This is a genomic window from Methylotenera mobilis 13, from assembly GCF_000384255.1.
In the GTDB taxonomy this organism is placed as follows: domain Bacteria; phylum Pseudomonadota; class Gammaproteobacteria; order Burkholderiales; family Methylophilaceae; genus Methylotenera; species Methylotenera mobilis_B.
Genome location: NZ_KB913035.1, coordinates 1,906,891 through 1,929,369, shown reverse-complemented (window position 1 = coordinate 1,929,369; position 22,479 = coordinate 1,906,891). Strand labels below are relative to the sequence as shown.

Annotated in this window: 26 protein-coding genes; 15 read left to right on the top strand and 11 right to left on the bottom strand. The window is 41.9% G+C overall.

Translation table 11 applies throughout. The features are described from left to right. The 12 genes from fliG (at position 1) to fliR (ending at position 9,545) form a co-directional block, all read left to right on the top strand. On the top strand, positions 1–999 hold the full coding sequence (fliG, locus tag A391_RS0109190) for a flagellar motor switch protein FliG (protein WP_019898909.1): 999 nt from the start codon (positions 1–3) through the stop codon (positions 997–999). An 11-nt stretch (positions 1,000–1,010) separates the two neighbouring features. Further along, positions 1,011–1,685, top strand: a complete 675-nt coding sequence (locus A391_RS0109185; RefSeq protein WP_019898907.1) for a FliH/SctL family protein — start codon at positions 1,011–1,013, stop codon at positions 1,683–1,685. Then, on the top strand, positions 1,682–3,130 hold the full coding sequence (fliI, locus tag A391_RS0109180; protein ID WP_019898904.1) for a flagellar protein export ATPase FliI: 1,449 nt from the start codon (positions 1,682–1,684) through the stop codon (positions 3,128–3,130). The genes A391_RS0109185 and fliI overlap by 4 nt, the downstream gene beginning before the upstream one ends. A gap of 42 nt (positions 3,131–3,172) precedes the next feature. Continuing rightward, positions 3,173–3,619 carry a flagellar export protein FliJ gene (fliJ, locus tag A391_RS0109175; RefSeq protein ID WP_019898903.1) on the top strand — a complete coding sequence of 149 codons (447 nt, stop codon included), beginning with the start codon at positions 3,173–3,175 and terminating at the stop codon, positions 3,617–3,619. Positions 3,620–3,715: 96 nt separating this feature from the next. Continuing rightward, positions 3,716–5,020 carry a flagellar hook-length control protein FliK gene (locus tag A391_RS0109170; protein WP_019898902.1) on the top strand — a complete coding sequence of 435 codons (1,305 nt, stop codon included), beginning with the start codon at positions 3,716–3,718 and terminating at the stop codon, positions 5,018–5,020. 162 nt (positions 5,021–5,182) lie between these two features. Beyond that, positions 5,183–5,674: a flagellar basal body-associated protein FliL gene (fliL, locus tag A391_RS0109165; protein WP_019898901.1), complete on the top strand. Its 492-nt coding sequence runs from the start codon at positions 5,183–5,185 to the stop codon at positions 5,672–5,674. An 18-nt stretch (positions 5,675–5,692) separates the two neighbouring features. Continuing rightward, positions 5,693–6,697, top strand: a complete 1,005-nt coding sequence (gene fliM / locus A391_RS0109160) for a flagellar motor switch protein FliM (RefSeq protein WP_019898899.1) — start codon at positions 5,693–5,695, stop codon at positions 6,695–6,697. Next, positions 6,687–7,160, top strand: a complete 474-nt coding sequence (gene fliN, locus A391_RS0109155; RefSeq protein WP_019898897.1) for a flagellar motor switch protein FliN — start codon at positions 6,687–6,689, stop codon at positions 7,158–7,160. The genes fliM and fliN overlap by 11 nt, the downstream gene beginning before the upstream one ends. A gap of 42 nt (positions 7,161–7,202) precedes the next feature. Next, the gene (gene fliO / locus A391_RS0109150) at positions 7,203–7,667 is read left to right on the top strand and encodes a flagellar biosynthetic protein FliO (protein WP_019898896.1); all 465 of its coding nucleotides are present in this window, start codon (positions 7,203–7,205) and stop codon (positions 7,665–7,667) included. Continuing rightward, complete coding sequence (fliP, locus tag A391_RS0109145) at positions 7,660–8,415, top strand: flagellar type III secretion system pore protein FliP (protein WP_019898895.1); 756 nt, start codon at positions 7,660–7,662, stop codon at positions 8,413–8,415. The genes fliO and fliP overlap by 8 nt, the downstream gene beginning before the upstream one ends. Before the next feature lie 39 nt (positions 8,416–8,454). Next, entirely contained in the window at positions 8,455–8,724 is a 270-nt protein-coding gene (gene fliQ, locus A391_RS0109140) for a flagellar biosynthesis protein FliQ (RefSeq protein ID WP_019898894.1), read from the top strand. Positions 8,725–8,753: 29 nt separating this feature from the next. Further along, positions 8,754–9,545 (top strand): flagellar biosynthetic protein FliR, encoded by a 792-nt coding sequence (fliR, locus tag A391_RS0109135; RefSeq protein ID WP_019898892.1) that lies wholly within the window; start codon positions 8,754–8,756, stop codon positions 9,543–9,545. 130 nt (positions 9,546–9,675) lie between these two features. Here the strand turns inward: fliR and flgL are convergent, their stop codons facing one another. From flgL to flgB, 11 genes are all read right to left on the bottom strand, one after another. Then, positions 9,676–10,587, bottom strand: a complete 912-nt coding sequence (gene flgL / locus A391_RS0109130) for a flagellar hook-associated protein FlgL (RefSeq protein ID WP_019898890.1) — start codon at positions 10,585–10,587, stop codon at positions 9,676–9,678. Between the two features lie 22 nt (positions 10,588–10,609). Continuing rightward, positions 10,610–12,586 (bottom strand): flagellar hook-associated protein FlgK, encoded by a 1,977-nt coding sequence (gene flgK, locus A391_RS0109125; RefSeq protein ID WP_019898886.1) that lies wholly within the window; start codon positions 12,584–12,586, stop codon positions 10,610–10,612. An 85-nt stretch (positions 12,587–12,671) separates the two neighbouring features. After that, the gene (gene flgJ / locus A391_RS0109120; protein ID WP_019898885.1) at positions 12,672–13,655 is read right to left on the bottom strand and encodes a flagellar assembly peptidoglycan hydrolase FlgJ; all 984 of its coding nucleotides are present in this window, start codon (positions 13,653–13,655) and stop codon (positions 12,672–12,674) included. Positions 13,656–13,667: 12 nt separating this feature from the next. Further along, positions 13,668–14,855, bottom strand: coding sequence for a flagellar basal body P-ring protein FlgI (locus A391_RS0109115; RefSeq protein WP_019898884.1), 1,188 nt, complete (start codon positions 14,853–14,855; stop codon positions 13,668–13,670). Beyond that, on the bottom strand, positions 14,849–15,631 hold the full coding sequence (locus tag A391_RS0109110; RefSeq protein WP_019898883.1) for a flagellar basal body L-ring protein FlgH: 783 nt from the start codon (positions 15,629–15,631) through the stop codon (positions 14,849–14,851). Before A391_RS0109110 ends, A391_RS0109115 begins: the two co-directional genes overlap by 7 nt. Positions 15,632–15,748: 117 nt before the next feature. Further along, complete coding sequence (flgG, locus tag A391_RS0109105) at positions 15,749–16,531, bottom strand: flagellar basal-body rod protein FlgG (protein ID WP_019898879.1); 783 nt, start codon at positions 16,529–16,531, stop codon at positions 15,749–15,751. Positions 16,532–16,624: 93 nt separating this feature from the next. Next, positions 16,625–17,365: a flagellar basal-body rod protein FlgF gene (gene flgF, locus A391_RS0109100; protein WP_019898877.1), complete on the bottom strand. Its 741-nt coding sequence runs from the start codon at positions 17,363–17,365 to the stop codon at positions 16,625–16,627. A gap of 27 nt (positions 17,366–17,392) precedes the next feature. Further along, positions 17,393–18,655 (bottom strand): flagellar hook protein FlgE, encoded by a 1,263-nt coding sequence (gene flgE, locus A391_RS0109095; protein ID WP_019898875.1) that lies wholly within the window; start codon positions 18,653–18,655, stop codon positions 17,393–17,395. A 59-nt stretch (positions 18,656–18,714) separates the two neighbouring features. Continuing rightward, positions 18,715–19,386, bottom strand: coding sequence for a flagellar hook assembly protein FlgD (locus A391_RS0109090; protein WP_019898873.1), 672 nt, complete (start codon positions 19,384–19,386; stop codon positions 18,715–18,717). Positions 19,387–19,448: 62 nt separating this feature from the next. Next, positions 19,449–19,856, bottom strand: a complete 408-nt coding sequence (flgC, locus tag A391_RS0109085; protein WP_019898872.1) for a flagellar basal body rod protein FlgC — start codon at positions 19,854–19,856, stop codon at positions 19,449–19,451. A gap of 63 nt (positions 19,857–19,919) precedes the next feature. Beyond that, positions 19,920–20,327 (bottom strand): flagellar basal body rod protein FlgB, encoded by a 408-nt coding sequence (gene flgB, locus A391_RS0109080; protein WP_019898871.1) that lies wholly within the window; start codon positions 20,325–20,327, stop codon positions 19,920–19,922. 311 nt (positions 20,328–20,638) lie between these two features. Here flgB and flgA point away from each other — a divergent pair, with 311 nt between their 5' ends. From flgA to A391_RS0109065, 3 genes are all read left to right on the top strand, one after another. After that, a complete protein-coding gene (gene flgA / locus A391_RS0109075) occupies positions 20,639–21,373 on the top strand; it encodes a flagellar basal body P-ring formation chaperone FlgA (protein WP_019898870.1) in 735 nt (244 codons plus the stop codon). 157 nt (positions 21,374–21,530) lie between these two features. Beyond that, on the top strand, positions 21,531–21,869 hold the full coding sequence (gene flgM / locus A391_RS0109070) for a flagellar biosynthesis anti-sigma factor FlgM (RefSeq protein WP_019898869.1): 339 nt from the start codon (positions 21,531–21,533) through the stop codon (positions 21,867–21,869). A 9-nt stretch (positions 21,870–21,878) separates the two neighbouring features. Beyond that, positions 21,879–22,352: a flagella synthesis protein FlgN gene (locus A391_RS0109065; RefSeq protein WP_019898868.1), complete on the top strand. Its 474-nt coding sequence runs from the start codon at positions 21,879–21,881 to the stop codon at positions 22,350–22,352. The last annotated feature ends 127 nt before the right edge of the window (positions 22,353–22,479 follow it).

The window sequence follows — 22,479 nt, the reverse complement described above, 5'->3', positions numbered from 1 at the left end:
ATGAGTGATGCAGGTGTGATGAGAAGCGCAGTTTTAATGCTCGCGTTGGGTGAGGATGAAGCTGCGGAGGTGATGAAGTTTCTTAGTCCAAAAGAGGTGCAGAAACTTGGTGCTGCCATGGCTACATTAAAGTCTGTAGGGCGCGAACAGGTAGAAACTGTTGTTAGTGAGTTCTTGGTTGAAGCGGAAATGAGCAGTAATCTGGGGCTTGATTCAGATGAGTATATTCGTTCAGTACTTACTAAAGCACTTGGCGACGATAAAGCGTCTAGTTTACTTAATCGTATTCTGCAAACGAGAGATGCAAGCGGTATTGAAAGCTTGAAATGGATGGATGCACATACGGTAGCTGAGTTTATTAAAAATGAACATCCACAGATTATCGCTACTATCTTGGTGCATTTGGAGCCTGATCAAGTGGCGGAAATTTTTGGGCACTTCACCGATCGTTTACGTCAGGATGTGATGCTGCGTATTGCAACGCTGGATGGTGTTAAACCTGTTGCATTGCGTGAACTTAATGAAGTAATGACTAAATTGTTGACTGGTAATGAGAATCTGAAAAAACAAACCATGGGTGGCGTCAAAGTCGCGGCTAATATTATGAACTTCATGAACGGTGAAACCGAGGCTGTTGTGATGGAGGGGCTTAAGAATTACGACGATGACATGGCTCAACGTATTATGGATGAGATGTTTGTGTTTGATAACATCATGGATATTGATGATAAAGGTATTCAGGTCATGCTGAGGGAAGTTCAGTCTGAAACTCTCATTATTGCGCTTAAAGGTACAACCGACGAAATGCGGGAGAAAATATTTAAAAATATGTCATCCCGCGCTGCGGAGATGATGCGTGAAGATTTAGAGTCTAAAGGGCCTGTTAAACTTTCAGAGGTTGAGGCACAGCAGAAACAAATATTGCAAATTGTGCGTAGACTTGCTGATGAGGGACAGATTCAGTTGGCTGGTAAAGGCGGCGATGATCAATATGTATAAGGCAAATCTGCATGGCTAATGCAAATATTCCTAAAGAACAACAGAGTGCTTATGAGCGTTGGGAAATGGCATCATTTTCAGATATTAATCATGAGCGTAGCAGAGGGTTTGCGTCATCAAATCAGCCTAAAAAAAAGGATACGCCATCTGTTAATCCTGTAGAGATTGCTCAAATCTTCGAAGCAACTCGTAAAGACGCCTATAACAAAGGAATGCAGGAAGGGTTTTCTGCAGGTATGGCGCAGGCTAGAGAGCTGGCAGAAGTAGAAAAAACTCAATTCCTTCAACTCATGAAAGCATTTAGCAGTGCGCTTGAGAGTGCGGATGAGCAGATTGCTGAAGATGTACTATCTTTAGCGCTAGATATAGCCAAAGCTATGCTGAAAACTAAGCTTGATGTTGATAAAAAAGTCTTGCTCCCTGTAGTGTTGGACGCGATTCATTATTTACCGCATATTCAAAGGCCAGCTAGGATTCTAGTGCATCATGAAGATATGCATCTATTACGCGAGCATATGGCGGATGAAATTGCCAATGATCATTGGCAGATACATGAGGATAGCAATGTTGAGCGGGGTGGATGCTTGGTTGAAACTGGTGCTAACCAAGTAGATGCTACTAACGCTACACGCTGGAAGAGAATTTCTGAGGCATTGGCACAAAATAATGATTGGTTACTTCCATGATTAATGAAGCGCTGGATGTTGCTGATAGTGTGCACTTGAGTGTGCATCAGCAACGTTGGCGGGACCATATTAGGGATTGTAAAGAGATTCTGCGCATCGTAGAGCCTTTAGAGATAGCAGGGCGTATTGTCAAGCTTACTGGGCTGGTCATGGAGGCTGTCGGTATTAAATTACCAATCGGCAGCGCATGTTATGTTCCTCTTGCAGAAGGTCGCCGCGTTGAAGCAGAAGTGGTAGGTTTTGATGGTGAGCGTATGCTATTGATGCCACAAAGTAGTGTGGATGGTATTACGCCAGGTGCAAAAGTATTTGCATTGGAGATTGCTGAAAGTTTACCTAAACCACATCATGGGCAACCACCTCGTCGCCGTGCAACAGATCGTGCAAGACATTTACCGGTAGGAGTGGAGTTACTCGGTAGGGTCGTGGATGGCGCTGGTAATCCATTGGATGATTTAGGCGAGATTAATCCTACTCAAAGTTCTGCATTAAATGCTAGGCCGATGAATCCTTTAATGAGGGCGCCAATAGAAGACGTGCTAGACGTTGGTGTTCGAGCAATCAATAGTATGCTGACTGTGGGCCGTGGTCAGCGTATGGGCTTGTTTGCAGGTTCTGGTGTAGGTAAAAGTGTTCTGCTAGGAATGATGGCGCGTTACACTACTGCTGATGTGATTGTCGTAGGTTTGATTGGAGAACGTGGTCGAGAAGTTCAGGAGTTTATTGAACAGATTTTAGGCCCAGAGGGTCTAGCTCGTTCTGTTGTTGTCGCTGCGCCAGCTGATGCTCCAGCATTAATGCGCTTGCAAGGCGCTAGTTATGCTACTACGATAGCTGAAAGCTTTCGCAATGAAGGTAAAAACGTACTGTTAATCATGGATTCATTGACTCGTTATGCGATGGCGCAACGTGAAATTGCATTAGCGATTGGTGAGCCACCAGCTACCAAAGGTTACCCACCTTCAGTATTTGCCAAGTTGCCTGCGCTGGTTGAGCGAGCTGGTAATGGTCGTAGGGGTGAGGGCTCTATTACTGCGTTCTACACAGTTCTTACAGAGGGGGATGACCAGCAAGACCCTATCGCTGATGCAGCACGTGCCATTTTAGATGGGCACATTGTGTTAAGTCGAGGTTTGGCCGAAAGCGGCCATTACCCTGCCATTGATGTTGAGCAGTCGATAAGCCGAGCGATGCATAATATCACGAGCCCTGAACATCAAAAATTGGCGCGTAAGTTAAAACAATTGAATTCACGCTACACACGAAGTGTTGATTTGATTAACGTAGGTGCGTATGAAGCAGGTAGTGATGCCGTGTTAGATATGGCAATTTCTAAGCATGAGTTAATAGAACGATTTTTGCAACAAGATGTGTCTGAGCGCTCAGATTGGGATGAGAGCTTGCATTTTCTAGAAGCTGTACTTCATGGTGTTCCATTAAGTTAGTTACTTGGAATCTGACTAAACGAGTATCAGTGGGAGTATCTTATGACGACAAAATCTAACGATGTATTAAGAATGTTAGAGGAGATAGCTAGCAAAGAAGTAGAGTTGGCAACAGAGGCGCTAGCGAAAGCAATGAAAGTGGTAAATGAGGCGCAAGGTAAATACGATATGTTGTTGGAGTATCGTAAGGGCTATCAGGATAATTTAAACGCTAATCTTGCTAAAGGCATGACTGCTGAGGCTTATCAGAACTTCCAAAACTTCTTTAAGAAGCTTGATCATGCCATTACAGGTCAGAGGGATGTGGTAACTTTTGCTGAGCAACAGGTTAAAGTGCACCGAACATTGTGGCAAGAAAGTCAGCGCAAGAAGCTTTCTTATGATGTACTGATTACTCGTTCAGATAAGCGTGCGGCTAAGGTTGAGCAAAAAAGAGATCAAAAAATGATGGATGAGTTTGCAACACGAATGACGCGTGTAAAGCGTTAAAGTTTTAGAACTGACGATGATTTAGTCCTTATTTTAATGAATTGAATATGACATCCCTCATTTAGAATGAAGTTATTATCAAATAGGTGAATTAACATGCAAACATTACCAACACCAGTATCGCAAACAAAAGTGCTAAATTTGGCTGATGTTGCAAACCAAAATGGTTCGCATGTTAACGTTAATAAATCTTCAACAGAAAACGCAAAAGCCTCCTTTCAGGCGGAGTTAAATAGGCAAGTTCGAGTTAAGCAAAGTCAAGCGCAATCAAGGCAAGATAAAAGTGCCGAGTCTCTAAAAAATCAAACACAACAAAAAGCATCCGCAAAAGATAGTGCCGAAGTAGATAAAAAAGCGTCCTCAACTAATCAGAATGTCAACGTTAGTCAAACAGATGATTCTTTTTTGAGTGACTTAAATAAGCAACTAGAAGCTGCGCGTGAATTATCTAGCAAAGGTACGTTAGATGAGGGCAAGGATGCGTCTCAAGCGATTGCAGCTACAACTGACACTAGCAATGCGGTTGCTGTCGCTGAGTTGGTTCCAACATTAGGTACGACACAGGCTTTGCAAAGTAATGCTAATACTATGCAACTAAGCTCAGAGTTGGAAGCTAGCAATACTTTGGAGACAACAGATTTAGCGGCCCAACAAAAAAACTTGATGGCTGCATTTAATAGTTCAACTACTACTGTTCAGATTGAGCCAAAGCCGACTGATGCAGCTCTCGCTACTGCGGAAAATACAGGCAAACCTAAAGATGTTGCTCTAGCGGATGTTTTGGCGACAAAAGCAGAATCAAAATCAGCTACAGACGAGTTGGCATCCAATAAAGCTACGGTAAATATAGCTAGCAAAGAAGCGCCCATTAAGGAAGCTACGCCTAATCTCATTCAGCCGCAAGCTACCACAGTAAGTGCCGTTCAGAATGGTACTAATATTGTATCTCAGCAGTTGGCTAGTAGTAATATGATTGCTGTTTATCCAGGTAAGTCTGGCTGGGATCAGGCAATTAGCCAAAAAGTGGTCTGGATGGTGGGTGCTGGTCAGCAGTCAGCATCACTAACCTTAAACCCACCAGATTTAGGCCCGTTGAAAGTAGTGATTAACGTGCATAATGATCAGGCTGATACTACTTTTATTTCGGATAATGACGAAGTGAGAAAAGCTCTTGAGAGTGGCATGTCGAACTTGCGAGATAAAATGAGTGAGTCAGGTATTCAGCTAGGTCAAGCGAATGTTAGTACAAGTCAACAATCGCAACAAGAGTTTCAGCAAGCTGCTCAAAATAGACTGTTTCAAGGCGTAAAGGGCCAAGCCAGCGCAGAGGTAATGGAAAGTGGCAGTCAGGCTAAAGTGACCGTGCGCGTATCTGATGGGTTGGTTGATACCTTTGCCTAGCTTAATTAGTTACTTTAGCGCTGTATTTGGCTAAATATTAATCTAAAGTGCTTTTCCCTCTCTTATTCCTGTATCTTCTAATTTAATTTTTTTGCATAATGTAGCCATAATATGGCTATGATTGCATAATATGCGACCAAAGTTAAATTAAAGGAAAAGTACATGGCTCAAGATCCAAAACAAGAATCACAAGAAGCGGCTCCAGCCTCAAAGAAAAAACTCATTATCATTATTGCTGCCGTTGTGTTAGCTTTAGGTGGCGGTGGTGGTGCATGGTTCTTCATGCAACAAAAATCACATGACAAAAAAGAGGAAGTTAAAAAAGAAGAGCCAGCAAAAGCACCAGTCTTCTTAACTTTAGATACTTTTACTGTGAACTTGCAACCAGACCCAGACGAAAAGTTCTTGCAGGTAGATATTTCATTACAGGTGGCTAGTCCTGAAGAGGCCGAAAAGATTAAATTACATATGCCGTCAGTGAAGAACCGTTTATTGTTATTGTTAACAAGTAAAAGTGCCGCTGAGATATCAACGGTTGAAGGTAAGCAAGACTTGAGTAATCAAATCATTGAAGAGGTTAAAAAACCTTTTCCACCTGACACAAAGCCACAAGAGATTTTGGACGTTTTTTTTACTTCATTTGTGGTTCAGTAAGTTAAGTCAATTTAAATTATGGCAGATAAGTTTTTATCACAAGACGAAGTTGATGCCCTCTTAAAAGGGGTTGGAGGGGATCAGGATGATGATAAGTCCGCCTCTGAGACCGAGGGTGTGCGTGACTATAATCTAGCCACGCAAGAACGTATTGTGCGTGGGCGTATGCCTACGCTAGAAATTATCAATGAGCGCTTTGCCCGTTTGGTTCGTATTGAGTTGTTTAATTTTTTGAGACGTACCGTTGAGGTTTCAGTCGGCCCTGTCCGCATCACCAAGTACAGCGATTTCATTCGTAATTTAGTGGTGCCAACTAATTTAAATCTTGTTCAAATGAAGCCGCTACGTGGCACTGCGTTGATGGTGTTTGATCCAACCTTAGTTTTTTTGGTTGTAGACAATATGTTTGGCGGAGATGGTCGGTTTCATACTAGAGTAGAAGGTAGGGACTTCACTCAGACTGAGCAACGTATTATTCAGCGTATTTTGCATATTGTTTTTGAGACATATGCTAAGTCATGGGAGCCTGTTTATCCAATAGAATTCGAATATCTACGTTCTGAAATGAATACGCAGTTTGCCAATATCGCTACACCTAATGAGGTGGTAGTGGTCACCACTTTTAATGTCGAGCTTGGACCTGCGAGTGGTGAGATTCATTTTTGCATGCCATATTCGATGGTTGAGCCTATTCGAGATTTGTTGACGTCACCGTTACAAGGCGAGGTGCTTGGTGCAGATAAGCGCTGGGTCAAACTGATGACGCAACAAGTACAGGCTGCGGAAATTGAAATTGTTGCTGACTTGGCTACCACTAGCATGCGGCTGGGTGAAGTGCTTAATATGAAAGTTGGCGATGTGATACCAATAAGCATGGAAGACGCCATTGAAGCTAAAGTAGATGGTGTCCCCGTGATGCTTTGTAAATACGGATTGTTTAATGGGCAATATGCATTGCGCGTTGAAAAACTTTTGAGATCGAACTCTACGGAATATATTAAAGGAGAACCTTATGGCGACTGATCCAGTTGATGAGAGTGGTGTAGAAACCATCGCTGAAGATGATTGGGGCGCTGCAATGGCGGAGCAAGCATCGTCTGAAACGGCAGCAGACGACTGGGGTGACGCCATGAATGAGCAAGCCTCAGCCTTGCAAGGAGATAAAGCGGAAAAGGCTCAAGTATTTACCGAATTTACTGCAAAAAATAAATTGCACGAAACACAAAATGATATTGATTTCATTTTAGATATTCCAGTACAGCTTACCGTTGAGCTGGGACGTACTAAAATTGCGATTAAAAACTTGCTTCAACTGGCTCAAGGCTCGGTTGTTGAGCTTGATGGTATGGCTGGTGAGCCCATGGATGTGCTGGTGAATGGCTGCTTAATCGCTCAAGGTGAGGTTGTGGTTGTTAATGACAAATTTGGTATCCGTCTAACAGATATCATTACGCCTGCTGAACGTATACGAAAAATTAATCGTTAATTAATTGCTATCAAACAGCTAATAACGAGACTGCCGATTCTAATGAAATTTAAATTGCTATTCATTTCCATTTTTTATTGGATATCAAGTTCAGCATGGTCAGCTGATGCGGTAGTGCAAACTTCACCAACAGGTGGTTTGCTGAAAATGGCATTAGGTTTAATGCTAGTGCTAGGTGTGATGGCTGGCGTTGCATGGCTAGCCAAACGTATGTTGCCAGGGGTTGGGAATAAACAGTCTACAATTCAAGTTGTGGGAAGTGCAAATGTAGGTACACGTGAACGTGTTGTTGTACTAGAGGTAGCAGGGCGTTGGTTAGTGGTAGGTGTGGCACCTGGACAAGTTAGTGCTATTGCTAATTTAGAAATGGGTGCTACTGATAAAGATGCTATTGTTTTGACTAATGAGTCAGTCACACCTGCTCAGAATGCTGAGTCACTGGCGACATCATTTGGAAAGATATTAAAGAGTTCGGCAAGTAAATTTACTGAGAAAACAAATGGTTAAAAGTTGGGTTGTCTGTTTTAGAGCTTTGTTTTTCTTAGGGTTGGCTTTGTTACCATTTTCAGTATTTGCCGAGAATGGTCTGCCATTGGTTAATGCAACGCCTAGTGCTGGAGGTGGTCAAGATTACACCTTAAGCCTACAAACCCTCATATTACTCACTTCATTAACATTCTTGCCAGCAGTGGTGTTGATGATGACTGGATTTACCCGCATTATTATTGTTCTATCACTACTGCGACAGGCACTAGGTACTCAGTCAGTTCCGCCCAATCAAGTGATGATTGGATTAGCGTTGTTTCTGACTTTTTTTGTGATGTCCCCTGTGATTGACAAAATTTATCTAGATGCTTATAAGCCATTATCTGAAAATCAAATCACGATGCAAGAAGCGATGGATAAAGGCGTAGCTCCACTCAAAGAGTTTATGCTCAAGCAAACGCGTGAAAGTGATCTTGCCCTGTTTGCTAAAATGGCAGAGGTAGATAAGATAGAAACGCCTGACCAAGTGCCGCTTAAGGTGCTAGTGCCAGCGTTTGTCACAAGTGAGTTAAAAACGGCATTCCAAATTGGTTTTGCAATATTTATTCCATTTCTGATTATTGATATGGTGGTTGCTAGCGTATTAATGTCGATGGGTATGATGATGGTATCTCCGGCAATTGTCGCGCTACCATTTAAGTTAATGTTGTTCGTACTAGTTGATGGATGGCAATTAATACTTGGTTCACTTGTGGAAAGTTTTTACTAGGGTTGCTGATTTCCATTAAAGAAAAGTAGGGAGTTTCGAATGACGCCGGAAAGTGTAATGACATTAGGTAGGGATGCAATGGGAATCACTTTAATGATTGCAGCACCTATTCTGCTTACAGTTTTAGCGATAGGCTTGTTAGTGAGTATTTTTCAGGCAGCAACTCAAATTAATGAGCAAACATTATCTTTTATTCCAAAACTCGTTGGTGTGTTTGTCGCGTTGATGTTTGCTGGTCCGTGGATGTTAAGCACTATGGTGGACTACATGCATCTAGTTTTTACCAGCATACCAGCGATGGCCAACTAATGCATTTGGCATCAAAAGCAACATAAGAAATGATTACGTTTAGTAGTGAGTTCCTTCAAACATGGGTAATTAGCATGTTGTGGCCACTAACACGCATTTTAGCAGTGATCGCGATTGTTCCTATTTTTAGCCACACCACAATCCCTAACCGAGTGCGATTGGGCTTAGGTATCATGCTAACGATTATTATCGTTCCTACCATTCCCCCAATACCTCAGTTTGAAGTTTTCTCCTTCGATGGTCTACTTATCTTAATCCAACAAATGATCATTGGATTTGCTATTGGTTTTAGTATGAGGATGGTATTTTCAGCAGTTGATCTAGCAGGTCAAATGATTGGTATGACGATGGGCCTAGGCTTTGCACAGTTTTTTGATCCACAAACTAATGGGCAATCGACTGCATTAAACCAACTCTTAGTGTTGCTCGCTATGTTGATTTTTTTGAGTTTAGATGGTCATTTAATTATTGTGACAGCGATGGCTAATAGTTTTATTACTATGCCAATATCGTTACATGGCCCAGGTGTGGACCCTATGCAAATTGCACAATGGGGTAGCACTATATTCAGTGCTGGTTTAATGCTAGCACTACCTGCTGTTTGTGCATTGTTGATTACGAACATGGCATTAGGGATTTTAACGAGAACAGCGCCACAACTTAATCTGTTTGGTATTGGATTCCCAATTACTTTGAGTATGGGGTTTTTGGTGGTGGCATTGTCACTCACTAGTATGTTACAGCCGATTATAAAATTTATTGAGCAGGGTACTGACAATATGATGCAGGTTGCTATTCCCAAAAATATCGAGAATAAGTAATAGATTCAATAGAACTAGGGCTGGTATTGATTTATGGGCTTGGTAATTTCAATAGTTATTTAATTAAAAAACAAGTTAATTCGCCTAGGTAACTTAGGCGAGATTTTGCATTCAACTATATTGAGATAAGCTAAATAAAATTGAATAAAGATAGACTAGTCGTTGCAACAAATGATTTTTGAGCAGCTTCCATAATCGTTTGATTCTTGGATAAATCAGATAATGCTGCCGCGTAGTCTAGGTCTTGAATCTCAGACAACGATTTACTGTATTGCAATTCTAGGTCATCACCAGATACGTCTAACTGGTCTATTTCATTTAGCCTAGAACCGATTGAGGCGCGTACTGTTAGCACGTTATCTAACCCTTGTTGTATGCTAGTTAGGCCTGTCGCAACGCCTGCAGTAAAAGCTGCTTGGTTTGCTGGCGTTAATGGTGTATTCAATAGTGTTACCAAATTCTGTAATGTGGCAAAAATATCATTACCACCTGCTTGAAACACCTCATCTCCAGTCGCATTAACGGCCATTTGACGTTGACTGTCTACTTGTAACATTTGTTTGTTGGAGTCACCTACGTATGATGCACCTGATGCATTCGCGACAAACGGTGCTGTGTCTGTTTCAAATCCTGCGTATAAATAGTTACCCGCAGCGTCTCTTGTGTTGGCTAGACCAATTAAGCCGTCTAGTGTAGTTTTTAGCTCTGAAGCAATAAAGCCTCTTTCTAGATCTGAGTAAGTAGGATTACCAGCAGACACCATTGCAGACTTCACAGATATCATCATGTTAGTCACGCTAGTTAAGTTTGACTCTAATGTGTTTAGTTTTAACTGAGCCGTTTGGCGTGTATCCGCAAATTTTGAGTTGATACTTTTAGCATGGGAAACTTCTAACGCTCTTGCAGACGCAACAGGGTCGTCTGAAGGCGAAGCAATACGTTGACCAGTCGATATTTGCTGCATTAATTTAAACTGTTCTGATTGCAGATTTGATATCTTAGAGATACCAGACTGGTAGATGGTATTGGTACTGATACGCATGATAAATTCCTTAAGCTATTGACTAGGTGCCTAGTTGCAATAGCACATCAAATAGTTGACTCGCAATTTGCATCATCTTTCCAGCTGCCTGATAAGCTTGCTGGTAACGTATTAAGTTAGTGGCTTCTTCATCTAAGTTAACACCTGATTCTGCTTGAACTGCCGCTGTAATTTGTTCTAATACTTGTGCTTCTGAAATGCTCAATATATTGAGTTCACGTGTTTTGTTACCAACACCGTTAACCATTTGACCAAAAGCATCTGAGTAACTTTTATTCCCAGTGATGGTGTCTGCATTTTGCAGGCCGCCAAGTAATAATCCGTTTGTATTATCACTGGGGCCCGTCACGCTACCTGGAGCAATAGTAAATTGGTCACCGTTATTTGGTGCTCCAGAGATTACAAAACTGATTCCTGCCGTGGATATGGTTGCACCGTTAACAAAAGTAACCGGCGCACCAGCTGCATATGTTGTAGTAGTACCATTGGTTGAAGTGACGGTCACGGGCTCTGTGGCAATAAAGCCTGTTAATGTGTTTGGCGCACCTGCGTTATAGGTAATGTTAAAAGGTGCAGCGATTGGGCTTGATGAGTAAGTGCTGCTAGCGATTGGACTACTGATGCTCGCTGCACCTGTGTTGGCTACATTAGCACTTCCAGTCAGTACGCTTCCACCAACTGCTAATTTTCTTGCATCAGTAATCGCAACTTGGAATTTAGTCGCTGCATTTTGTGTTGGTTTAATTAAGAAGTTATCACCAGCTAGCATTGTTCCCGATGTTTGGCTTATTGTTAAGCCGTCTACACTTGCAGGCAAGCTACTGAAAGACTGTGTAGTGTTGTCACTCAGACGTGTAATATTATAGTTTGTGCCATCATACTGCAGCTTGTAATCGCTTGTTGTTAGCGCTTTAGCGTTTACAATTTTTGCAGCAACCTCAGCTGGATTTGCATTAGCAGGTGTTGTGCTTGGGCCAGAATTAAAGGCATTAGCGTTAACTAATGGTTCTGGAACACTAAATAAAGCGGTACCTAGATTTCCATCTAAGTCAAAACCTTGGGCATGTTGAGAATTGAAAGTTTCTCCCAGCACGGCAGCTATTTGGCCAATTTGGTTTTGTATGCTGTCTAGAGACTCTGAACGGAACTGTAATAAGCCACCAACTACACCACCTGGAAGGCTATTAACGCCGAGTACAGTTACTTTGTCATTAGATTGGTAAGCGACTTCTAATCGGCTTGGGTCGGTTGGTGATGGGGTAGTAAGCAGGTTGAATGTTTCTTTACCAACGACTACAGGTAAACCGTTACCTACATAGACATTATATCCACCTTGGCCTTGAGAAACGACAGTGGTTTTAATTTGTTTACTTAACTCTAGTACCAACTGATCTCGTTGGTCCATCAAGTCGTTAGGAATGTTTCCATTAGCACTGACTGCTTTTTCGATGACATCATTAAGCCCAGCAATTTGCTTGGCGTATGTGTTGACTAGACTAACACTAGATGTGATTTGTGAGTTCACGCTTTCGCGAACTTCATTTAGTCTATTGTTTGTTGTTTGGAAACGACTTGCCAAAGACTGTGCGTATGACAGCATGGATTGTCTAGTTGCTAGGTCACTTGGATTTGCACTCAAATCTTGAATTGCACCAAAGAACTCACTCATTGCTGGATTAAGTCCAGCCGTAGCGTTTGATAGCATGTCATCAATCGTGGTCATTTGCGCACGATAGGTGTCAACGCTAGAGCTGTTAGCTTGGCTACGAACGGCTTGAGCAGCCAAAATATCATTGAATATTCTGGTTACTGACGCAACTTCAGTGCCTTGACCAACGTAACCATATCCAAAATTTTGTGATTGTGCTGCCGCCTGAACAACGACTTGTCTTGAATAACCAGGTGTTGATGCGTTAGCAATATTATGACCAGTCGTACTAATGCCAACTTGCGCAGCAGCGAGAGCACTTTTTCCGATGTTTAAGATGTTAGAGGCCATGGTACTGACTCACTTTAACTAATTTCATATATTGTATGACGGCATAAATTATGAAAACTTTAGGCCTTATTTGACGATTGCTTATTTAAGATGATGACACTTTTTTAATGACGCTAGTGAGTTTTTCTGCATAGTTTGGATCTGTGGCATATCCAGCTTTTTGCATAGCCTTTGCATAGCCTTGTACATTGTCCAGATTAGCCATTACATTTTCATACCGTGTGTTATTGCGCATTAAATTAGCAAAATCTTTAAATGAGTCTGCATAACTATCGTATGCACGAAACTTTTCAATACGCTTTTGTTTGATACCGTTCACATATTCTGTGGTGACTGCTTCTACAACCTTGCCGCTCCAGTTACCTGTCGCTTTAATACCAAAGAGATTATTACTTGGTGTACCATCAGCACCTTTTAGTTCTCGCTTGCCCCATCCGCTTTCTAAAGCGGCCTGACCAAGCATCAAGTGAGCAGGGATTCCAGTAGCGCGACTTGCTGCTTCAGCATGATGCGCCATTTTTTTTTGAAAGCTTTCTGCACTGCTACTTTCATTGAGTGGTTTAAAATCAGAGAGATTTTTTATTGCTTGATTAAAGTTAGTAGAGTTTTGTTGCAATGCTACTCGAGCTTGGTTTAAAAATGGATTACCAATTAAATTTTCATTTAACGATTGTTTATCTATTAAGTTTGAAGTGTCGCTCACTGCGTCTTCAAGTGACTGGTTAGCACCATAGCCGGTTTTGCTCAGCTGGCGTGCCAATACATCTGCTAATCCTAGTCCTTTTGAAGCAAGGTTGTTCGTCAATTGCTGATCAAGCATGCTGATAAAAGTACGGCTTTGATCGTTATCTAGCAAGCTGTCTTGTGGGGTTGCTTCACGCATGCTTTTAAGCATCATATTCATGAAAATGGCTTCAAACTGCTTTGCAACACCTTTGATTGCTTCTGGTGAGTTTTCTTTTGCTGCTTGTTTAAGATTATTTAGGCTATTTGCATCAATCGCAAGATTGCCAGATAGATCTGCCTTGGTGGCAATGCTGTTGCTATTTGTATTGATATTATTTGTCATTGTCTATTGTCATTAAATGACTTCAAGTTCAGCACGCAGTGAACCAGCAGCTTTCATTGCTTGTAAGATCGCTAATAAATCTTGTGGGGTTGCACCAATGGCATTGAGCGCTTTGACTACGTCAGATAGATTGGCACCACCATCTAGTTTAACCACTTGGCCGGGCTCTTTATCAATGTCGATTTCTGACCGCGCAGTTGCTACAGTTTGTCCACTTGCTAACGCACCTGGCTGGCTTATCACTGGGTCTGTGTTGATGGTGACAGTTAAGTTGCCATGTGAAACTGCGCAGCTCTCGAGGGTTACCGTTTGGTTCATGACAACAGAGCCTGTGCGGGCATTCACAATCACTTTTGCATAACTTGCTGCAGGCACTACATTCAAACTTTCTAATGCCGCTAGAAATGCAACACGACTGTAGTTGTTTGGTGGATTGATTTGGATCACACGGCCATTTTGAGCTAGTGCAGTATTCTGACCAAACTTACGATTGACAGCATCTACAACTAATGACGCTGTAGAAAAGTCGGAGTCTTTTAATTCTAAATTGAAAATACTGTTCTCACTGATGTTTGAAGGAACAGCTCGCTCAACAGTAGCGCCCGCAGTGATTCTGCCAACACTTAAGTGGTTAACCTGTGTTTGTGCACCGTTAGCTGATGCACCAACACCACCGACGACTAAGCTACCCTGTGCCATGGCATATACCTGCCCGTCTGCACCTTTTAATGGGGTCATGAGCAATGTACCGCCTCTGAGGCTTTTTGCATTACCCATTGATGAGACTGTAATGTCCAAATTTTGCCCAGGTTGTGCAAATGCAGGTAGGCTGCTAGTGACAATGACTGCAGCAACGTTTTTTAGTTGTAATGATGTGCCTGTAGGTAAAGTAACACCCATTTGTTGCATCATGCTGATAATGCTTTGTACGGTGAAGGGAGTTTGTACTGTTTGGTCACCAGTGCCATCCAAACCAACAACTAGGCCATAGCCGATTAGTTGGTTGGCACGGACGCCCTGAATCGAAGCAAGATCTTTTAAACGCTCCGCATGAGCGATGCTGGTAGTGGTGACAGACAGCACAGAAAAGGCGATAAGTGCGCAGGGTACAGATAAGCGTCTAATTTTTTGCTGCAAGGTTTCAGCATGTGTTATTAGAGCATTGATGTTGAGTAATTTTGCCATATGATTTTCTACCATGGGCTCATGCTTAAGAAGAAGCGGGCGAATATTGATGCAATCGCAGCCCCATCAATTTTGCTATTAGTTCTATATTCTATCCTAGCATCAGCTACTTTAGTAGATGGTACTGTATTGCCGAGAGAAATAGTATCTGGGTTAATGACGCCTGAGAATCTGATGAACTCTGTACCTTTGTCTAAACCAACTTGTTTTTCACCACTGACCACTAAGTTGCCATTAGGCAATACGTCCACGACTGTAGCGGTTAAAGAACCGTTAAACACATTTCTTGCATTAGCAGCTGCATCATCGGTGTAAGAGATGTCTGAACTAGCTGAAGCTGAGCCTAGTTTTGCGAATGGCAGTCTGGAGACTAAACCGCCGATAACGGGTATGTTATCACCTAGTTTTGCATCAGTCTGGAAACCAACTTCGCCTTCTTTACTTGCAGAGCTTCCATTCGCTTTTGTGGCGGTTGTATTTTCTGTAATATTAATGGTGACAATATCACCAATAAAACGAGGGCGACGGTCTTCAAACATTGGGCGATATGAAGAAGCGCTATAAATACCGCCATTATTACTTTGAGCGTTGTTTGGTTGTTGAGCTCTTGCTGATGTTGGCTGATTAACAATAGAGGTAGGCGTAATTGCGCAGCCGTATAGCAGGGTGGTTGCAAATATCCCCAAAATACTGCGGCTCATCAATTTGTTTAGAGTCACTAGGTATGTTTTCATCTTTGCTAGTTGCTTGCTAGTAGCGTTAAGCAATGTACCTTGAGTGGTGTTCAACATGGTTGCCTCTTGGTGTTCTGACAATAAAACCTTAAAAACGTATAATTGCAGAGTTTGCTGCCGATATTATTTTTAAGGTTTTTTAAATAATGCTTTGATTTTATAACTAATCCTAGTTTACATCTGTGTCAATTTTTGCAACATTTGGTCTGATGTTGTAATTGCTTTACTATTAATTTCGTAAGCACGTTGCGTTTGAATCATATTCACTAACTCTTCTACAACATTAACGTTTGACGTTTCCACGTAACCTTGCGTCAATAAACCCGCGCCATTTGTACCAGGGGTGTTTGCATTGGCTGTACCAGAAGCAGCAGTTTCAACATACAAATTTTCACCATTAGCTTGTAGGCCGGCCGGATTGATAAAAGTAGACAATTGTAACTGGCCAATTTGTGTCACAGCGGTTGAGCCTGCTAATGTGACAGAGACAGTTCCATCGCGACCTACAGTAAGGCTTTGAGCATTCGTTGGTATTGTAATTGGCGGTTGAACAGAAAAGCCGCTTGAAGTTACCAGTTGGCCTTGAAAGTCCACTTGAAATGCACCGTCACGAGTGTAAGCCGTTGTGCCATCAGGCAGTAAAATTTGAAAGAAACCAGCGCCTTGGATCGCAACATCTTTATCATTACCAGTTTGCTGTAAATTACCTTGAGTGAAAATTCGCTCTGTTGCAACTGGCCTAACGCCTGTACCTAATTGTAGGCCTGAAGGTAACTGTGTTTGTTGGGAGGTCTGTGCGCCAGGTTGTCTAATCGTTTGGTATAGCAGATCTTCAAACACTGCACGTGATCTTTTAAAGCCACTGGTGCTGACGTTGGCTAAGTTATTTGAAATCACGTCCATTTGCGTCTGTTGCGCATCTAGACCAGTTTTCGATATCCATAGTGAGCGTATCATTTTATTTCCCTTCAATCACAGCCTGCATTAATTGCTTTATGCTTAAATTGCTGAATAGTTGATTACAATGATTTCATAATAACTGATTTGTAGTTAAGTCAATTGCAGGAGTTGACTGGCTTTATTAGCGTTATTCTCAGCAGTTTGAATTAATTTCATTTGCATTTCAAACTGACGGGCAAGGCTAATCATGGTGACCATCGCGTCAACGACATTCACATTACTGCTCTCAAGAGCGCCTTGAACTAAGCTAACGCTTGCGTCTGCTGTGGCTGGATTACCATCTTTGGTGGTAAACAAACCGTCGTCAGCACGTACCAAGTTTGCTGGGGAGGGGTTAACTAACTTGATTCGACCAATGATGTTTGAAGGGCCTGGTAAAGTTAGGTTATTCACAGTTGAAATTGTGCCGTCCTTACCGATGCTGACAGCTACATCAGGTGGAATCGTAATCGGTCCACCGTCACCCATGATGGTGAGGCCATTGGCGGTTTGAAGTAAACCGTTGGGACTTGTTTTCAGTGAACCATTTCTAGTATAGGCTTCTGAGCCATCAGCACGCTGAATGGCTATCCATCCATCACCTTTTACTGCTACATCCAAATCTCGGTTGGTCGATTGAATCGCACCTGAATTAAAATCGCTACCGCTTGTAGAATCCACGACAAACGCACGAGTTGGCAAGCCTTCACCAATCACAGGCACAGCTCTAAAAGCATCAATCTGTGATTTAAATCCGGTAGAGGTTGCATTAGCCAAGTTATGGCTGGTTGTTGCCTGCTTCTCAAGGATGTGTTTCGCACCCGTCATTGCGGTGTAAATCATGCGATCCATCGTGATTCTCCCTTTAGTTACAAACTATTAACGAAGGTTAACTAGCGTTTGCAACACTTGATCTTGTGTTTTAATGGTTTGTGCATTGGCTTGATAAACACGTTGAGCGGTAATCATATTGACCAGTTCAGCCGTTAAGTCAACGTTTGAGTCTTCTACTGCTGATGATTGTAATACACCTAATTGGCCTGTGCCTGGCGTTCCAGTTAAGTCAGGTCCTGAGCTTGCACTCACTGCCCAAGCGTTGCCTCCTAATGACTGCAACCCATTAGGGTTAGTAAAGCTAGAAAGTACTACTCGACCTAGGTTTTTTGATTGACCATTACTGTAACGCCCAACAATTGTGCCGTCTGATGAAGTATTAAAGCCAGATAGGCGGCCTGATGTAAATCCATCTTGCGACAAGCTGTTGATACTAAACGCTGAACCAAACTGAGTGCTCTTAGAGTAGTCAATTGTAGTCGTAACGTTAGCTGCACCATTCGCAACTGCTGGTGTGGCAGTGTTTAGGGGGGTAAAAGTGACGCTAGGCAATCCATTTAGAGGCGTTGTAGGTGTAATGGTTGGCGCTACCCCAGTGCCAGTGAATGTCATAACAGCGGTTGTTCCCGCTGCCGGAGTTCTCACGCCATCTACAGTCGTAAAAATGTCCCATGTGTTTGCTGCTGTTTTGCGGAAGAAATTCTGTAGAGTATGTGAGTTGCCCAAACTGTCGTAAACGGTTACTGCTGTTGAGTTGTTGTATGTCGTCGGGTCAGTAGCGTCAAATGCTGGTAGAGCAGGTAATGGGTTATTTCTAGAGTCAAGGTTAATTGTGCCTTCAATCTCTGTTGTAGCGACTGGTTGAATGTCTGCCGTGTTGATTTGTAAGTCAACCGCTGCGCCACTTAAAATGTTGCCGTTTGTATCTGCAGCATAGCCAGTTAAACGTTTGCTAGCGGAGTCTACGATGTAACCAAATTTATCTAGTTGAAACTGGCCATTACGTGTGTATGTCACTGCACCGTTTGATGACATACGGAAAAATCCGTTGCCATTAATCGCAATATCTAAAGAGTTGTTGGTGGAGGTGATGTTACCTTGCGTGAATTGCTGCGCGACCGTTGCTAAGTTTGTACCAATCCCAATTTGGCTACCACCACCACCTGTGATTGAGTTTGCAAAAACGTCAGCAAATTCTGCACGAGATTGCTTAAAGCCAACAGTATTAGCATTTGATACGTTGTTACCAATCACTTCTAATTGTTTAGAAGCTGCGTTAAGACCGCTTAAACCTTGTTGAAAACTCATGCTATTCTCCTTGGAGCTATATTAATTAATTTGCTAACGTCTAAATTTGTGACGCGTTGTTAAAATATTTCTTTTACTGCGGTCGTATCAACGGTCATTAAGTTACTTAAATTCAGTTTAACGCCTGTTGGGTAGTTGGAAATGCTCAATACTTTTGCAAAACTTAGGTTTGTAGACTCGGCTACTTTGCCACCAATTGTTGCGTTTACCTCAAATTTATAGTTACCAGTTGCTGCAGCAACGCCATCATCTTTAAAACCATCCCAAGTAAGTGGGATGGTGCCTGCATCTTGCTTGCCAAGCTCAATTGTTCTAATGGTGACACCAGAGCCATCTTTAATATTCACCGTGACTTTATCCGCGCCAATAGGTAGTTCAATACCAAAATAACCGCCTTCGCCAGCAGTTTGAATGGTATCGCCAGGGGTTAGGACGCTACGACCTATCAGGTTTGATGCTTGATAGGATTGCCCCATTTGTACATTGTTAATTAATGTCTCCAATGTGCTGTTTAACTTATCAATACCAGTCACCGTTGAAAGTTGTGCCATTTGGCTGGTGACTTGCGCGTTGTCCATAGGATTGAGCGGATCTTGATTTCTCATTTGCGTCACGAGCAATGTCATGAATCTGTTTTGAGCCTCGTCAACTGACGTCCCAGTGCTATTTTTTTTATTATTCACAGCGTCTAACAATGCTTGTGATGGTGTGTTTGTATTTACAGTAGTCATTTAGAGGCTCCTAGTCTTTTTACGCTTGATGTTTAATGCCAGTTTAGTTGGTGTTTAAGCGACTAAGACTGGCCTATCGAGAGTGTTTTCATCAACATTGTTTTTGCTGCATTCATGGTTTCTACATTATTTTGGTAAGCACGAGAAGCAGATATCATGTTCACCATTTCCTCTGTCACGTTTACGTTTGGCATGCTGACATAACCCTTGTCATTAGCCAGAGGGTGTTTTGGGTCGTACAGCATTCTTGGTGGTGAGTTATCTTCAACTACTTTAGTTACTTTTACACCGCTTGCATCAGCTGATTTTGATGGAATTGCACTAAAAACTACTTGTTTTGATTTATAAGGAGTGCCGTTCGCACTAGTTGCACTATCTGCGTTTGCTAAATTGCTGGCAACAGTATTTAGGCGCTGAGCTTGTGCGCTCATTGCTGAACCAGAAATATTAAACACGTTAAATAATGACATCGACTTCTCCTTAAATTTCCCTGCTGATTACACAACTATAGCACTACTCGCTGAGACATTTATTTATTGTCCCTGAATTGCTGATAGCATCTTTTTGAGTTGTCCATTAATCATGATAATGCTGGCTTCATAGCGAATCGCGTTGTCTGCAAACTGATTACGCTCTACATCCATGTCTACTGTATTGCCATCTACACTGCCTTGAATGACTGGTCTGAAAAGTGCATCGCCACCAATGCTAGAAGGCTTGCCATCTATGTGGTTGGGTGAAGTTTTACTAGTGTTAAATGCTTCTTTATTTGATGCGCCAGCCATTGCATTTTTCATTGCAGCATTAAAGTCTAGATCACGTGCTTTGTAGTGCGGTGTATCTGCATTGGCAATATTTGCTGCAATAAGTTCTTGACGTTGACCACGTACTCTTAGTGCGTTTTGGTGAAAGCTTAACGCTGCATCTAATTTATTAATCATGTTTATTTCCTTTTGCTAACTGCTTAATTACCAATGATTTTTATAAAATTTACATCAAGTAATTTAAGCTTAAATCGTCAAGTAAATACTTTTATTGCCGATAACACACTTGTAAACAATTCTAATTACTTAAGGTGGTGTTTGATTGAGTAAGAAGAGGGGTATTTCTTGCCCTTTTCTTAGTTTGACTAGACATTTGTGTCCGTAGAATGCATATCGAATCTTTGTATACTGCATCGGAATTCAATATGCCTTGTTTTACTTATCATTTATCGTTGAAATTGTTTGCAAATATAAAATGGAAAGTATATATGGAGCGCGGGCGCTTCGGCTTTATGTTGCTGATGACTGTTTTAATGGTTGGAGGCAATTCTGCATTAAATGCTGCAACTAATCAGGTCGGTGTAAACAAGCAATATCCTAAGCAAGATCTCTCTTCAATCAAAAATAAGGTAGTTGAGTTTTTACAAACGCAAACAGTGGGGTACCCTGGTAAGGTAACAGTGCAAGCCGGCGCTATTGATCCGAACTTGAAGTTAGCTCAATGCCAAGATGTTCAGGTTTTTTTACCTGCTGGAAGCCGTGCATGGGGTAAAACTAGTGTTGGTGTGCGATGTAATACACCGAGTGCCTGGACAATCTATGTGCAGGCTACTGTTAATGTAGTTGCTCAGTATTTAGTTGCTGCAGCACCATTGGCGCAAGGTAGAGTTGTCACTCATGAAGATGTGTTGTTTCAAACGGGCGATCTCACGCAGTTGCCCGCAGGAATTTTTACTGATATGACGCAGGCGTTGGGGCGCATTGTTAATATCTCGATGAATGCTGGCACTGTGCTTAGGCAAGAAATGCTAAAAGTTTCGCCTGTTGTACAACAAGGGCAGACTGTCATGATTACCTCAGCAGGTAAAGGCTTCCGTGTATCAGCAGAAGGTAAGGCGATGACCAAGGCAAATGAAGGGCAGGTTGTGCAGGTTAAAGTGGCTAATGGTCAAGTGGTGAGCGGCATTGCACGCCAGGGTGGTCAAGTAGAAGTTGTTTTTTAACTGGCATTGTTCAGTGGTGGCGACGTGGTTATTTATATTGTTGATAAATATTGTTTATTTTTAGAAAAAAGGCTAAAGTTCGCTTAAACTATGCCGATATCTGCATTAAGGATGCGTGTATACGTATGAGCAGGTTAAGCAAAAAGGATGAAATGCCATGAAAATCAATGAGACAATTAAAAACACCGCTGGCTTAGGCCTTGATAAATCAAATGTCGAAAAAGCAAATGCGGCTAAGGTTGAGGCTGATGCTAAGCAAAAGGCTGAGAAATCTATAACAGGTGATAAATCTTCTGGTAATGTGACGTTGTCACCGCTGTCAGCTAAATTACAAACCCTAGAAACTAAAGTTAAAGCTAGTAACGTTTATGATGCAGAGAAGGTTGATGCGATTAAATCAGCAATTGCTGGTGGGCAGTTTTCTGTGAATTCAGAAAAAGTGGCTGATGGCTTAATTGAAACAGTGAAAGATTTATTAACAAGTCGTTTTGCTTAATCTTTAATTATGGCTAACACATCTTCCAATCAACCTGTCAGCTTTACACAAGACACTCTGTTAGTAGCAGAGTTGATTGCCTTGCTAGAGCGTGAGCAGGCACACTTGGTAAAAGCTGATGTTGATGCGATAGAAGCAATCCTAGAAGAAAAGTCATTATTATTGCAACGCTTGAATCTTGCTGCGAAAGCACGCTATCAGTTATTACAGGCAAATGGCTTTTCATCCAATGAGTCTGGCATGAGTGATTGGGTTGAAAAACAGGCAAAAAAAGATATCACGGCGGCTTGGGTTGTTTTCCAAAAGTCTCTCGCACAAGCAAAAGAGCTAAACAGATTAAACGGTACTTTAATTAGTAAGCACTTTAATCGCAATCAAGAGCTGTTGAATCATTTGCAAGGTAATAATGATGCTAACTCCGTATATGGTCCAGATGGGCAAGCAAAGTCAAAAGGACCTTCTCGTTCTGGTTTGATAGTTTAGTTACTTCCGATCTTTTCAATTCAAGCAGTTCTTGCTGCTTACAGTTCCTAAAATAAGTAACTCTTTAACCTCGTGGCTTCTTTCTATAAGTATTTTGTATTAACTATCTATCGCTTTTAATTTTCAG

Excerpts from the sequence above, each read along its gene's own strand:
- A391_RS0109065 (WP_019898868.1), top strand. The coding sequence starts at position 21,879 with ATGGCTAACACATCTTCCAATCAACCTGTCAGCTTTACACAAGACACT.
- fliN (WP_019898897.1), top strand. The coding sequence starts at position 6,687 with ATGGCGACTGATCCAGTTGATGAGAGTGGTGTAGAAACCATCGCTGAA.
- flgE (WP_019898875.1), bottom strand. The coding sequence starts at position 18,655 with ATGAGTTTTCAACAAGGTTTAAGCGGTCTTAACGCAGCTTCTAAACAA.
- flgL (WP_019898890.1), bottom strand. The coding sequence starts at position 10,587 with ATGCGTATCAGTACCAATACCATCTACCAGTCTGGTATCTCTAAGATA.
- fliP (WP_019898895.1), top strand. The coding sequence starts at position 7,660 with ATGGTTAAAAGTTGGGTTGTCTGTTTTAGAGCTTTGTTTTTCTTAGGG.
- fliL (WP_019898901.1), top strand. The coding sequence starts at position 5,183 with ATGGCTCAAGATCCAAAACAAGAATCACAAGAAGCGGCTCCAGCCTCA.
- fliO (WP_019898896.1), top strand. The coding sequence starts at position 7,203 with ATGAAATTTAAATTGCTATTCATTTCCATTTTTTATTGGATATCAAGT.
- flgA (WP_019898870.1), top strand. The coding sequence starts at position 20,639 with ATGGAGCGCGGGCGCTTCGGCTTTATGTTGCTGATGACTGTTTTAATG.
- A391_RS0109090 (WP_019898873.1), bottom strand. The coding sequence starts at position 19,386 with ATGACTACTGTAAATACAAACACACCATCACAAGCATTGTTAGACGCT.
- flgG (WP_019898879.1), bottom strand. The coding sequence starts at position 16,531 with ATGATACGCTCACTATGGATATCGAAAACTGGTCTAGATGCGCAACAG.
- flgM (WP_019898869.1), top strand. The coding sequence starts at position 21,531 with ATGAAAATCAATGAGACAATTAAAAACACCGCTGGCTTAGGCCTTGAT.
- fliQ (WP_019898894.1), top strand. The coding sequence starts at position 8,455 with ATGACGCCGGAAAGTGTAATGACATTAGGTAGGGATGCAATGGGAATC.
- flgJ (WP_019898885.1), bottom strand. The coding sequence starts at position 13,655 with ATGACAAATAATATCAATACAAATAGCAACAGCATTGCCACCAAGGCA.
- A391_RS0109170 (WP_019898902.1), top strand. The coding sequence starts at position 3,716 with ATGCAAACATTACCAACACCAGTATCGCAAACAAAAGTGCTAAATTTG.
- fliI (WP_019898904.1), top strand. The coding sequence starts at position 1,682 with ATGATTAATGAAGCGCTGGATGTTGCTGATAGTGTGCACTTGAGTGTG.
- A391_RS0109115 (WP_019898884.1), bottom strand. The coding sequence starts at position 14,855 with ATGGTAGAAAATCATATGGCAAAATTACTCAACATCAATGCTCTAATA.
- fliJ (WP_019898903.1), top strand. The coding sequence starts at position 3,173 with ATGACGACAAAATCTAACGATGTATTAAGAATGTTAGAGGAGATAGCT.
- A391_RS0109110 (WP_019898883.1), bottom strand. The coding sequence starts at position 15,631 with ATGTTGAACACCACTCAAGGTACATTGCTTAACGCTACTAGCAAGCAA.
- fliM (WP_019898899.1), top strand. The coding sequence starts at position 5,693 with ATGGCAGATAAGTTTTTATCACAAGACGAAGTTGATGCCCTCTTAAAA.
- fliR (WP_019898892.1), top strand. The coding sequence starts at position 8,754 with ATGATTACGTTTAGTAGTGAGTTCCTTCAAACATGGGTAATTAGCATG.
- flgB (WP_019898871.1), bottom strand. The coding sequence starts at position 20,327 with ATGATTAATAAATTAGATGCAGCGTTAAGCTTTCACCAAAACGCACTA.
- flgF (WP_019898877.1), bottom strand. The coding sequence starts at position 17,365 with ATGGATCGCATGATTTACACCGCAATGACGGGTGCGAAACACATCCTT.
- fliG (WP_019898909.1), top strand. The coding sequence starts at position 1 with ATGAGTGATGCAGGTGTGATGAGAAGCGCAGTTTTAATGCTCGCGTTG.
- flgC (WP_019898872.1), bottom strand. The coding sequence starts at position 19,856 with ATGTCATTATTTAACGTGTTTAATATTTCTGGTTCAGCAATGAGCGCA.
- flgK (WP_019898886.1), bottom strand. The coding sequence starts at position 12,586 with ATGGCCTCTAACATCTTAAACATCGGAAAAAGTGCTCTCGCTGCTGCG.
- A391_RS0109185 (WP_019898907.1), top strand. The coding sequence starts at position 1,011 with ATGGCTAATGCAAATATTCCTAAAGAACAACAGAGTGCTTATGAGCGT.